Below are 12,639 nucleotides of genomic sequence, written 5' to 3' on the forward strand. Positions count from 1 at the left end.
TTCATGATGATGGCAACGAAAACTAAAAAAATGCAGCCTGCGCGTCTGGCGATCTGTATCGCCTTCGCGCTGGTCAATGCAATGCAGACTGTTGATGCCCGTGAGTCGTTCAACGCTGAACTGGTTGAGCTGGACAATCCGGGCGCAGATAAAGCTGATTTATCTGCTTTTGAATCAGGTTCGCAGGCACCAGGGAAATACCATGTTGACATCATTCTTGACGACCAGCTCATCGAGACCAGCGATATTGACTTCATCTCCGTAAACGGCGGGCAAGAGGGCGATAGCCTTAAGCCTTGTCTGAGTCTTGAACAGCTAAATAAATGGGGCGTCAAAACCGCGCTTTTTCCCGACTTAGCGAGCCAGGGCACGTCCTGCGTCAACCTGCAGGCTATCCCTCATGCCAGCACGGATTTTCAGTTCGCCGCGCAGCGACTGATTATCAGCATTCCTCAGGCCGCCATTGACCAGCCTGCACGTGGGTATGTTTCGCCAGCGCTCTGGGATGAAGGGATCGCCGCCGTCATGTTGAACTACAGCCTGAGTGGCGCAAGCAGCCGGGCGAAACAAAACGAGAATAAAAACAGCGACAGTCAATATGCCAACCTGCGCCCGGGTCTCAACGTTGGGCCGTGGCGAGTGCGGAATTACACCACCTGGTCACGGGATGAGACCGGGCAGGACAAATGGGATACCGTCTACACCTACGTGCAGCGGGCCATTATTCCGCTCAACGCGCAGCTCACCCTGGGGGATAGCTCGGCGCCAGCAGACGTGTTCGACAGTATGCCATTTCGTGGCGGACAGCTGGCTTCGGATGATGACATGCTCCCGGATTCGCTGAAAGGCTATGCACCCGTGGTGCGGGGTATCGCGCGCACCAATGCCCAGGTGGTGGTACGGCAAAATGGCTATCAGATTTATCAGACCTACGTGGCGCCTGGGGCATTTGAAATTACCGATATGTACCCGACGGGGGGCGCCGGGGATCTGGACGTCACCGTTAAAGAGGCCGATGGCAGCGAGCAACATTTCACCCTGCCGTACGCGTCATTACCGGTTTTGCAGCGTGAAGGGCGCCTGAAATATGCGGTGACCGGAGGGCAGTATCGTTCTTATAACGGCAGCGTTGAGAAGACACCCTTCGGGCAAATCACCGGGATCTATGGTCTGCCGTATGGACTCACGATTTATGGCGGGCTGCAGGCGTCGAGTAAATACCAGTCCCTCGCACTGGGCGTTGGGAAGAATATGGGGGATTTCGGTGCCATTTCTGCGGACATGACCCAGGCCTGGTCCACCCCGCAGGGCAGTGATAAATCCAACGGTCAATCCTGGCGCGCGCGGTACAGCAAAAGCGTGATCGGAACGGGGACGCAATTTTCGATTGCGGGTTACCGCTATTCCACGTCCGGCTATTACGGCATGCAGGAGGTACTGGATTCGTACGGTGACAGTAGTGCGCTTCAGGACCGGCGTCGCAACCGGGCCGAGCTGACGATGAGCCAGACGCTGGGCGGTAATCTTGGTTCGCTGACGCTAAGCGCGGCCCGTGAAGACTACTGGAATTCGGGTCAGACGATGGCCTCCTACACCCTGGGTTACAACAACGCCTGGCATAACATCAGTTACGGACTCACCTGGACCTACAGTAAAAACGGCAGTGCGGGTGATAAGCGATACGACAGCGATCGGCTGCTGGCTTTTAACGTCAGTATTCCTCTCGACAAATTTTTACCGCAGACCTGGACGAACTATGGCGTGAGCGCCAGCAAGAATAACGGCACCACGCACAACCTCGGGTTGAACGGCGTGGCGCTGGAAAACCACGCGCTGAACTGGAACGTGCAGCAAGGCTACGGGTCGGATGGCGTCGGCTATACGGGTAATGTGAACGGTGATTATAAGGGAACCTACGGCGAAGTTACCGCGGGCTATAGCTACGACAGGAACAGCGAGCGGCTTAATTATGGCCTGCAGGGCGGCATTATTGCCCACAGAGAAGGGATCACGCTTTCGCAGCCCCTGGGCGAGACTAATGCTCTGATTCGCGCACCGGGCGCGCACGGCGTGGATATTCGCAATCAGCCGGGAGTCAGAACGGATTACCGGGGATATACGGTGGTCAGTAACCTCGCCGTTTATCGTAAAAATGACATCACCCTTGCCCCGGAAAGCCTGCCGGATGAGGTTGAGCTGGATATCAATACCCGGACGGTGACGCCGACGCGAGGGGCAATCGTGATGGCCGACTATAAGGCAAAAGTGGGGCGACGTGCGTTGTTCAATGTTATGCACAACGGCCATGGCGTTCCCTTTGGCGCGATTGCGAGCCTGAAAGGCGTCGAGAGCAGCAGCTTCATTGTGGGTGATAAAGGCCAGGTTTATCTCACCGGGCTGGATACACAGGGCACCGTCTTTGTTACGTGGGGAGCGGAACGCGATCGGCAATGCCGCGCCCCGTACGTGCTTACCCCGCCGTCGCCTTCCGGCGGAATAACAGAAATCAACGTCAATTGCCTTTAGGATTTTAAAATGCGCTTAATGAACATGCTATTCCTTCTGAGCATTGCCGCAGGCTGGAATAGTGCCCATGCAGGAACATGCACGACGATTACGCCACAGGACTCAACCTTGTCTGTCGGTACAATTACGGTGCAACGCGACGTCGCCGTTGGGACCGTCCTGTTTTCGCGTAATGCAACGCTAACCGGTTCCTATTTAACGGGATGTACCAATCCGTTAATGCTGGGTTTTAGCATGCGCTACCTTAATGCCACGCCGAGTACCTACGGTAATCATGTCTACGACACTAACGTCAGCGGTATTGGAATACGTTTTTCATCGGGTAATTATTTTGAAAACCCGGCTAATACCTTTTCCTATACTGCGCAGGCAAGTTATGTCGAGTGGTGGGGCGGTAAAGTAGAACTTATCGTCACCGGACCGGTTGCGTCCGGTTCGCTGACGCCGGGGGTACTGGGTGTGGTGACGCTGCAGGGGAGCGATGGTGTATATCGTGATGGCCTGACGACGACCCTGCTGGGCGGAACGATTAACGTGCTTGCCTGCACGATTACGACGCCGCAACTGACGTTTCCGATAGGGGATATTTCTGCCGCGGCGTTTGGCGCAACGGTGGGCACCACGCCGGTGGGCGCCCAGAATACCCAGAATCTCGGGCTTAACTGCGATGCGGGGGCTAACGTCAACGTGTCACTCAGCGGTATTCAGAATCCCGACGTTGCGGCGACGAGCGTGCTGGCGCTTACGGGGCAAGGGAATACCGGCACGGCGAAAGGCGTCGGCGTTCAGCTGCTCTATAACGGTACGCCTCTCATGCTCAATACGCGTCTGCCGTTAAAGCCCGCGGCGGGTGGCCTGGAAGCGTTCCCCTTAACGGCGCGTTATTATCAGACGCAAACGACGGTAGAACCCGGCACAGCAAATGCGTCAGCAACCTTAAATTTGACATACCAGTAAAGGGAATGACGATGAATATTTTGCGCACGGCAGCGTTCACCGCGGCATTAATCAGCGGCAATCTCATTGCAGCGGATACCGTTAACGTCAGCGTCACCGGTAATATTGTTGCCTCTCCCTGTGTATTTAATGGGGGAAATAACAATCTGGATGTTAATCTCGGCAATATTCAGGCATCCAATATGGCAACCCCGGGATCGTCTTCCGAACCTGTGCCTTTTAACCTGATGTTTACCCAGTGCCCTGCGGGTACGCGCAGCGTGACGGTCTTATTTACCGGAAACCCCGATCCCATCGCAGGGGCGGGTTACTATATGAACAGCGGTTCGGCCACTCACGTCGCAATAGCGATGAACGATGCCGCTACCGGTGCTTTAAAGGGAACCGGGACTCAGATTACGCAGGCCATCTCAGCAGACAGAACCGCGACGATAGCCCTGCAGGCATCGGTCAACTCTGTTACCGGGAGCGCGACGCCGGGGAGCATCAGTGCCGTCGTGGTCATGACGATGCAATACAACTGATCGGCCCGTGCGTGAGTTATCCTTTTATTTGCAGATGTCGGTAACCGCTATGTTGAATATTCTGATTAAAGAACCGGATTCTTTTTTAAAAAATGGCCTGCAATATTTTCTTGTCGATTTCTTCCTGCATAATTTTAGATATCAGGTTAATTTTGGCATTGAGTTTACTTTTGACAGCGTCAATAGCGCCGATATTGTTATCCTCTCTTTATGCCCGGGTGAAGCGCTGACCTGTATACCTGAATTAAAAGCGAGAAAAAAAGGGATCTTAATTGGGATGGTCGATGACGAACGGCGCTTCACTGAATTTTCATCCTGTTTTCAGGATATGATTTTCATCTCCCGCCGGGCCCCGCTGGATCGGGTAAGCGAGAGACTCTTTCTTGCATGGTACCGTACGCAACTGCCGGATTATCGCTGGAAACATAAAGACTGCTTCCACTGCCCGCATAAAATATTATCGACGCAGCAGATTCGTCTTTCGGTGAATTTATACAAAGGGTTATCGATCGGACAGATTGCGAACAGGCTCAGGACGAGTAACAAAACGATATTCACGCATAAGTATTTATTGATGCAAAAATTCGATCTGCGCAATGATTTCGAACTTATGGCGCTGATTCACCGGATGGTTGAAAAGAACGCCCACCCGAATAAATTGCATGACCATTTAGTGGGGCAGGACGGCTAAGAGGGAGAAAAGGGCGCAGGCGCTGTTTTGTCGCCGGGTGACGGTTACGGCACCCGGCATTTTCCTCAGACGTTCGCCGCACTCATCAGCCGCGACTTCATGGACTGATACGCCGACGCGGCATAGTCCTCCGCCCAGCGCTGGTCCTCAATCGCCTCCAGTTGCACCGCGCAGTACTTCGTTTCCGGGGTTTTGGAGATGGGATCGAGGTTGTCCTGGGTCAGCTCGTTGCAGGCGCCAATCCACCACTGATAGGTCATATAGACGGCCCCGGCGTTGATACGCTCGCTGATGCTGGCGCGGGTAATCACTTTCCCGCGACGTGAACGTACCCAGACCAGCTGCCCGTCAGTAATGCCCAGCTTTTCTGCATCGGCAGGGTTCATTTGCACCCGACCCGGCTCGTCGGCCAGGCTTTGCAGCGCGGCGCAGTTCCCGGTCATGGAGCGGCAGGAGTAGTGTCCCACCTCGCGTACCGTACACAGCACCAGCGGGAAATCCGCATCCGGGGTTTCCGCCGGCGCGCGCCACGGTGCGGCAAAAAGTTGCCCTTTACCGCTCGGCGTGTCGAACTGATTGTCTTTGTACAGGTACGGCGTACCGGGGTGATCCAGCGTCGGGCAGGGCCACTGCACGTGGCCCATCTCGCCCATTTTTTCATACGTCACGCCGAAGAAGAGCGGGCACAGCGCGCGCATCTCATCCCAGATCTGCTGGTTGGAGTCATAATGCATTGGGTAGCCCATCTCGGTGGCGAGCAGGCTGATGATCTCCCAGTCACGCTTCACGTTGCCGCTGGCGTCGATGGCTTTGCCAAAACGCTGGAAGCCGCGATCGGCACAGGTAAAGACGCCGCCGTGTTCACCCCAGGAGGTGGCCGGGAGCAGAACGTCCGCCACCTCTGCCGTTTTGGTCATAAAGATGTCCTGAACCACGACAAAATCGAGCGCCTCAAAACCGCTGCGCACCAGGCCGAGATCGGCTTCGGTCTGAAGCGGATCTTCTCCCATGATGTAATAGGCCTTAACCTTGCCTTCCAGCGCAAGGTGAGGCACTTCGGTAATGCGCGTCCCGACGCGATCGTCCATCGCATTGACGTCAATTCCCCAGGCGTCGGCGAACTTCTGCCTGACCGCCGGATCGGTCACATCCTGATAGCCGGGGAACATATTCGGCAGAACGCCCATATCGCAGGCACCCTGGACGTTGTTTTGACCGCGCACCGGCCCGACGCCGACGGCAGGGCGACCGAGATTCCCGGTCAGCAGCGCCAGGCTGGACAGCCCTTTGACCACATCCACAGCCTGACCAAACTGGGTCACGCCCATCCCCCACATCACGGTGGCGGAAGGGGCCGCCGCGAAGGTGCGCATTGCCTGGCGGACGTCACGGGCGGGGATGCCGGTAAGATGTTCGACCTGCTCCGGCGCATAATCTTTTACCGTTTGCCGGTAGGCCTCAAGCCCCTCCGTAAAGCGCGCCACGTAGCTTTTATCGTACAGCTCCTCTTCCAGCAGCACATAGCCAAAGGCGTTCACCAGCGCCATGTTGCTGCCATTTTTCAGCTGCAGATGTTGGTCGGCAATACGCGCCGTTTCAATACGCCGCGGATCGCAGACGATAATTTTTGCGCCGTTTTCACGTGCTTTGAGCACGCGGCGGGCGACGATAGGGTGGGAGTCCGCGCAGTTATAGCCAAAGACCAGCAGGCATTTTGAGTTTTCAATATCGCTAATGGAGTTGCTCATCGCGCCGTTACCGAGCGTTTCCTGTAAACCGGCGACGGACGGGCCATGACAGACGCGCGCACAGCAGTCCACGTTGTTGGTGTTCAGCACTGCGCGGGCAAATTTTTGCATCACATAGTTGGTTTCATTGCCGGTTCCGCGCGAGGAGCCGGTGGTCATGATCGACCGCGGCCCGTGCTGCGCTTTAATACTGCTGAGCCTGTGGGCGGTGTAGCGGATCGCCTCTTCCCAGGTAACGGGGGTGAAGGCTTCGCCTTTGCGGTAGCGGATCATGGGCTGGGTGAGGCGAGGGGTGAGCAGACGGGTATCGTTAAGGAAGTCCCAGCCGTAAAATCCTTTCAGACATAAGGTGCCCTGGTTTGTGACTCCCGCTGCTGCTTCGGCACGGATGATACGGTTATTTTCAACGACAAGGTTCAATTTACAGCCTGCACCGCAGTACGGGCAGACGCTGGCGATCTTTTTCATCAATAACAGACCTGTTAAGAAATGAAGCAAAGTTGACTGGCAACCCAGTCCCGTGTACGGAGGTAAGCAGGAACCGTGCCAGGTTGATTTTGCGTGGATTACAGGGCGTTATGCGGGGAGGGCGCGTGTCATCGTCAGGCCGATCGTCAGTTTTGACGATGACACGTTAGGGGGCGTGGCGAGCAGGAACTCAGAGATCGTCCATCGTGTAACCCACCACGATTTCCAGCGTCTTGCGAATCACATCCGCCTGAACCACGTCGTTGGTGGCTTCCAGCGTCTGAATGAGCCAGAGGATGATCGCCTTGTTGGACAAATGCCCTTCGGAGGCTAGAACACAGCGTACTGCAGTAGAAAAAATAGCGGACTCTTCAGCAAAACGATCGCCTGCATGGCGGAAATACTCCGCCAGTGCACTGTCTAAAAAAGCAGAGTGGTATTCGGGTTGAAGCTGAATATTTTGTCTCATTTGTTCTCACCGTAGCTGTTAAATTGCAGTCAATGTATTTTTTTGGGATCGGACGGTTTTCCACTTCCAAATAACGGCACAACATTGTCTCGGGTATCGTTGAGAGATCCCTCTCTTTTCGTTCGTCCTTGCGCGGTTCTGCGACGTGTAAAGGCGGTGCTGTTTGAGCCGATCTCGGCAATCACCACCGCAAGTGTCTCCCGCCGCTGGGGATCCTTTTCATGTTCTTTCATGACCCGCAGACGCTGTAGCAAGCCTTCAGTTGTCACCGGTCCCCGCTCTTTCAGAAGAGAGAGAACGGCTTCACCGATAAGCTGGTCTATCAGTCGGTCTGCGTTACTACTATTCATATCCTTACCGTTCGAAGAGCAGACCAAGCAGCATGTGGTAATGCTCTTCCTCTTCCGGGCTGTCGGCTTTTTCGAGGCGACTCAGCAATTTTGTACAAAGCGATTTGCGATTAAGGTTTCGCCCGTCGCTGAGAATTTCAACAACCACCTGGCCCAGCGTTTCCTGCTGGGTAGGAAGCGCGGCTTTTTCGAAGTACTGTGCGATTGCTGCTGCGGAATCTGCGACGTAACCTTTCTGCTGCATGTTTCGCTCCTGTAAAATTTTGTAATCAGTAACGTTACATTTAAGGTATACATAATTTCCAAATCTGTACATCTAAAATGTACAGTTTTTTAGATTTTTTACGATATATCTTATAAATCATTTATTTTTCATTGCGTTGGGTTGGCGTTGCGATGAGGGTAGAGTGCAGGATATATTGTACAAAAAGCGCAGGTGCTGGTAAGTTGTACAGCCGAGTCAAAAGGTCTCGTTAACTGCCGTAAATGGTTGAGATGTAAATTATTTGTCAGGCAATTAATGTGCTATAAATGAACATTACCCACGTCTTTCGTGGCCAAAACCCTAACCCCCAGGAATAGCATGCTCACAACCATCATTTACCGCAGTCATATCTGCGAGGACGTTCCAGTAAAAGCGCTGGAAGCAATGGTCGCTGCTGCAAATCGTAAAAATCGGCAATCCAATGTCACGGGGATCTTGCTGTTTAACGGCACACATTTTTTTCAACTGCTGGAAGGGCCGGTTGAGCACGTTTCGGCTATCTATGAGCAGATCTGCAACGACCCGCGCCACCATAACGTGGTCGAGTTAATGCGCGATCACGGGCCTGTCCGGCGTTTTGGCAACGTGGGTATGGAGCTTTTTGATTTGCGCCACTTCGACCGGGACGAGGTACTGCAGCAGGTGCTCAATAAGGGGACGACACGCTACCAGCTGACGTATAACGACCGCCCTCTGCAGTTTTTCCGCACCTTTGTCGAGGCCACGGAAAAAGCGAACTATTTTGAACTGCCGCCTGCGGACTCATGGGAATTCGTTCGCGAAGAAACGCGCTTGTCCGCGCAGCCTGAGGTGGTCGCGAAGGGGGCGGATTGCAGCTTCGCGTTCCAGCCGATAGTCGATCCATTTATGCAGCAGGTTGTCTCCTGGGAGGCGCTTCTCCGCACCCCGTCCGGCGACTCGCCGGGGGCTTATTTCGCCAGCCTTCCGCATGAGGAAGTGTACGCGTCTGATTTGCAAAGCAAGCAGGTGGCGCTCTCCATGGCCAGCGCGCTGGGGTTACAGGACCAGACGTTATCCCTTAACCTGCTTCCTATGACGCTGGTTAACATTCCCAACGCCGTGGATTTTCTGCTTACCGCGATCGAAGCAAACGGTTTTGTACCTGAACAAATCGTGGTGGAGTTCACCGAGAGCGAAGCCATTTCCCGCTTTGATGAGTTCACGGATTCGGTCAGGCAGTTAAAAAGCGCGGGTATCAGCGTGACGATCGATCACTTTGGTGCCGGTTTTGCCGGGCTGCAGCTACTGGCCCACTTCCAGCCTGACAGAATTAAGATTAATCGTGATTTGGTCGCGAACGTGCATAAAAGTGGCCCCCGACAGGCCATTATTCAGGCCATCATCAAATGCTGTTCCTCGCTCGAAATCCAGTTCTGCGCGGTTGGAGTAGAGAAGGCGGAAGAGTGGATGTGGCTGGAATCTGCGGGGATTTCCCAGTTCCAGGGGCATCTTTTTGCCAGCCCCCGGCACGGCGGGATTCCAGCCATTGCGTGGCCGGAGAAAAAGTTCGAATTGTGATAAAGCTGTACACAATCGGACAGACGTAACTGTACGAACGGTAAATTTTATACAACAATGTATTAACAGGTGAATGGCGTCGTAAGCCATTCACCCGTTCAAAATGCGGTCTTAGTTATACAAATGGTGTGTACAATCTGATAAGGTTGGTGCAGTTAGGTATGGAAGTTCTGAGCGTGAGGGAGTTAATGGCCTATTACAGTATCGGCGAAGTGGCCGAACGATGCGGTATCAACCCCGTTACGCTGCGTGCCTGGCAGCGCCGTTATGGATTGTTGAAGCCGCAGCGCAGCGAAGGGGGTCATCGTCAGTTTGACGATGAAGATATCCTGCGTATCGAAGAGATCAAACGCCTGATGAAGAGCGGCGTTTCGGTCGGGAAAGTAAAAGCCTTGCTGGAAAATAAGGAAGTTCTGACTCAGGGTAACTGGGTCTCGTTCCAGGAAGAGATGATGACCGTTCTGCGCTATGCCAGCCCGGCAAAGCTGCGCGCCAAAGTCGGTGAGTTCCGCCGCGATCACCCGATAGACGCCCTGATTGACAATATTATTTCTCCCGTTCGTCAGCGGATGAACCAGGACCAAAATACCGTGCGTCACATGGCGAGCCTGTTTGACGGGGTCCTGATCGAATTCGCGATCGCAAGCCTGGCGGAGTCTCGCAAAAAAGCCGGTAAAGATGCGCTCCTGATTGGCTGGGAATGTGATGACCGCACCCATCTGTGGCTTGAAGCCGCGCGCTTATCGCAGAAGGGCTGGCACATTGATGTCCTGGCAGAACCGATTGATTCGCCGCGTCCCGAGCTTTTCCCGGGGCAGAAAATCTTCGTCTGGACGGGGAAATCGCCAACGCCTCGACAGCAGGAACAGCTCGACCACTGGCGTGAGCAAGGTTTTGCTGTTTCATTCCACCATTGAGTGTAAGAGGCCTTGAGGGCCTTTTTTTGTTTTTGTCACTTTCCATGCAAAGACTATCTCAAAAATAGGCATTTCCGATGCATATTTTACTTTTCACCTCTCCGCCACAAACCCCACGACGAAATGCATTATTAATCAATGCATTGAACAATTAAATCCATCCTGCCTGCATCTTGTCACAGGGTCTATGCTTAATAAAAGTAGGCAAAAAGGGCGGTTTAGCCGAATGCCCCTGCTGACAGAGGGTTGAAGTGATAATCGTTATCACTAACATGGTGTTATGCCCTGATGGCTTATCAGATGAGGTGGACCTATGGAACTGCATTCAGAAACCTTTAATCCTGCCGATTTCGCCTGGCGCGGGTTAACGCTCACGCCAGCGGCGGCGGCACATATTCACGAGCTGGTGGCGAAAAAGCCCGAGATCCTTGGTGTGCGTTTAGGTGTCAAACAGACCGGCTGCGCAGGTTTCGGTTACGTGCTTGATACCGTCACCGAACCCGAGAAAGATGACCTGGTGTTCGAGACCGACGGCGCAAAATTGTACGTCGCGCTGCAGGCCATGCCCTTTATCGATGGCACCGAAGTGGACTACGTCCGCGAAGGCTTAAATCAGTTATTCAAATTTCATAACCCGAAAGCCCAGAACGAATGCGGCTGCGGCGAAAGCTTTGGGGTATAGGCGGAACTATGTCTCGTAATACTGAAGCAACGAGTGAAGTAAATACCTGGAGCGGCGGGCACCTCAACTATAAAGAGGGGTTCTTCACCCACCTACAGACCGATGAGCTGGCAAAAGGCATCAACGAGGATGTCGTGCGGGCGATTTCGGCGAAACGTAACGAGCCCGAGTGGATGCTGGAGTTTCGCCTGAGTGCCTACCGCGCCTGGCTGGAGATGGAAGAGCCGCACTGGCTGAAAGCGCATTATGACAAGCTGAACTACCAGGATTACAGCTACTACTCCGCGCCGTCCTGCGGCAGCTGTGATGACACCTGCGCCTCGCAGCCCGGCGCGGTGCAGCAAACCGGCGCGGAGAACAGTTTCCTCAGCAAAGAGGTAGAAGAAGCCTTTAACCAGCTGGGCGTACCGGTGCGCGAAGGGAAAGAGGTGGCGGTGGACGCTATCTTTGACTCGGTCTCGGTGGCCACCACCTACCGCGAGAAGCTGGCAGAGCAGGGGATCATTTTCTGCTCCTTCGGCGAAGCGATTCACGATCATCCGGAACTGGTGAAAAAGTACATCGGGACCGTTGTGCCTTCAAACGATAACTTCTTTGCGGCGCTTAACGCGGCGGTGGCCTCGGACGGTACCTTTATTTACGTGCCGAAAGGCGTGCGCTGTCCGATGGAGCTTTCCACCTATTTCCGTATTAATGCCGAAAAAACCGGCCAGTTCGAACGTACCATTCTGGTGGCCGATGAGGGGAGCTACGTCAGCTACATCGAAGGGTGCTCCGCCCCGGTCCGCGACAGCTATCAGCTGCACGCGGCGGTGGTGGAGGTCATCATCCATAAAGACGCCGAGGTGAAATACTCAACGGTGCAAAACTGGTTCCCGGGCGACGGCAATACTGGCGGTATCCTGAACTTCGTGACCAAGCGTGCGCTGTGCGAAGGGGAAAATAGCAAGATGTCGTGGACCCAGTCCGAAACCGGTTCGGCCATCACCTGGAAATACCCGAGCTGCATCCTGCGCGGGGATAACTCCATCGGCGAGTTTTACTCGGTGGCGCTCACCAGCGGTCATCAGCAGGCCGATACCGGCACCAAGATGATCCACATTGGTAAAAACACCAAATCGACCATTATCTCGAAAGGCATCTCCGCCGGACACAGCCAGAACAGCTATCGCGGGCTGGTGAAAATCATGCCGACGGCCACCAATGCGCGAAACTTTACCCAGTGTGACTCGATGCTGATTGGCGCAGACTGCGGCGCACATACCTTCCCGTACGTCGAATGCCGTAATAACACGGCCCAGCTGGAGCACGAGGCGACCACGTCACGGATTGGGGAAGACCAGCTCTTCTACTGCCTGCAGCGCGGGATTAGCGAAGAAGACGCCATCTCGATGATTGTCAACGGCTTCTGTAAGGACGTGTTCTCTGAACTGCCGCTGGAATTTGCCGTTGAAGCCCAGAAACTCCTCGCCATCAGTCTTGAACACAGCGTCGGTTAAGGAA

General features: G+C 54.4%; 12 protein-coding genes. 8 read left to right on the plus strand and 4 right to left on the minus strand.

Annotated features, from left to right (window positions below; all coding sequences use genetic code 11):
- Positions 1-9 precede the first annotated feature (9 nt).
- The 4 genes from ACMWJS_RS02270 to ACMWJS_RS02285 are packed head-to-tail and all read left to right on the plus strand — an operon-like array spanning position 10 to position 4,698.
- A complete protein-coding gene (locus ACMWJS_RS02270; protein WP_414746533.1) occupies positions 10-2,526 on the plus strand; it encodes a fimbria/pilus outer membrane usher protein in 2,517 nt (838 codons plus the stop codon).
- A 9-nt stretch (positions 2,527-2,535) separates the two neighbouring features.
- Positions 2,536-3,483 carry a fimbrial protein gene (locus ACMWJS_RS02275; RefSeq protein WP_334754748.1) on the plus strand — a complete coding sequence of 316 codons (948 nt, stop codon included), beginning with the start codon at positions 2,536-2,538 and terminating at the stop codon, positions 3,481-3,483.
- Between the two features lie 5 nt (positions 3,484-3,488).
- Positions 3,489-4,007 carry a fimbrial protein gene (locus tag ACMWJS_RS02280; RefSeq protein WP_411814015.1) on the plus strand — a complete coding sequence of 173 codons (519 nt, stop codon included), beginning with the start codon at positions 3,489-3,491 and terminating at the stop codon, positions 4,005-4,007.
- Positions 4,008-4,056: 49 nt separating this feature from the next.
- The gene (locus tag ACMWJS_RS02285; RefSeq protein ID WP_334754749.1) at positions 4,057-4,698 is read left to right on the plus strand and encodes a helix-turn-helix transcriptional regulator; all 642 of its coding nucleotides are present in this window, start codon (positions 4,057-4,059) and stop codon (positions 4,696-4,698) included.
- A 65-nt stretch (positions 4,699-4,763) separates the two neighbouring features.
- Here ACMWJS_RS02285 and fdhF read toward each other — a convergent pair whose 3' ends face one another.
- From fdhF to ycgZ, 4 genes are all read right to left on the minus strand, one after another.
- On the minus strand, positions 4,764-6,914 hold the full coding sequence (fdhF, locus tag ACMWJS_RS02290; protein ID WP_334754750.1) for a formate dehydrogenase subunit alpha: 2,151 nt from the start codon (positions 6,912-6,914) through the stop codon (positions 4,764-4,766).
- Between the two features lie 190 nt (positions 6,915-7,104).
- Complete coding sequence (locus ACMWJS_RS02295) at positions 7,105-7,383, minus strand: biofilm development regulator YmgB/AriR family protein (RefSeq protein ID WP_023327185.1); 279 nt, start codon at positions 7,381-7,383, stop codon at positions 7,105-7,107.
- Between the two features lie 29 nt (positions 7,384-7,412).
- Positions 7,413-7,733, minus strand: a complete 321-nt coding sequence (locus tag ACMWJS_RS02300) for a hypothetical protein (protein ID WP_045910303.1) — start codon at positions 7,731-7,733, stop codon at positions 7,413-7,415.
- Positions 7,734-7,737: 4 nt separating this feature from the next.
- The gene (gene ycgZ / locus ACMWJS_RS02305; protein ID WP_167212885.1) at positions 7,738-7,977 is read right to left on the minus strand and encodes a regulatory protein YcgZ; all 240 of its coding nucleotides are present in this window, start codon (positions 7,975-7,977) and stop codon (positions 7,738-7,740) included.
- Positions 7,978-8,316: 339 nt separating this feature from the next.
- Here ycgZ and ACMWJS_RS02310 point away from each other — a divergent pair, with 339 nt between their 5' ends.
- The 4 genes from ACMWJS_RS02310 to sufB all read left to right on the plus strand — a co-directional run bounded on the left by ACMWJS_RS02310 (position 8,317) and on the right by sufB (position 12,635).
- Positions 8,317-9,537 carry a diguanylate phosphodiesterase gene (locus ACMWJS_RS02310; RefSeq protein WP_045910304.1) on the plus strand — a complete coding sequence of 407 codons (1,221 nt, stop codon included), beginning with the start codon at positions 8,317-8,319 and terminating at the stop codon, positions 9,535-9,537.
- 188 nt (positions 9,538-9,725) lie between these two features.
- A complete protein-coding gene (locus ACMWJS_RS02315; protein ID WP_039266180.1) occupies positions 9,726-10,454 on the plus strand; it encodes a MerR family transcriptional regulator in 729 nt (242 codons plus the stop codon).
- Between the two features lie 313 nt (positions 10,455-10,767).
- Complete coding sequence (sufA, locus tag ACMWJS_RS02320; protein ID WP_008500631.1) at positions 10,768-11,136, plus strand: Fe-S cluster assembly scaffold SufA; 369 nt, start codon at positions 10,768-10,770, stop codon at positions 11,134-11,136.
- Positions 11,137-11,144: 8 nt separating this feature from the next.
- On the plus strand, positions 11,145-12,635 hold the full coding sequence (gene sufB / locus ACMWJS_RS02325) for a Fe-S cluster assembly protein SufB (protein ID WP_334754751.1): 1,491 nt from the start codon (positions 11,145-11,147) through the stop codon (positions 12,633-12,635).
- Positions 12,636-12,639: the final 4 nt, after the last annotated feature.

The organism is Enterobacter sp. HK-058-C-ECC, from assembly GCF_047531125.1.
GTDB lineage: Bacteria > Pseudomonadota > Gammaproteobacteria > Enterobacterales > Enterobacteriaceae > Enterobacter > Enterobacter quasiroggenkampii.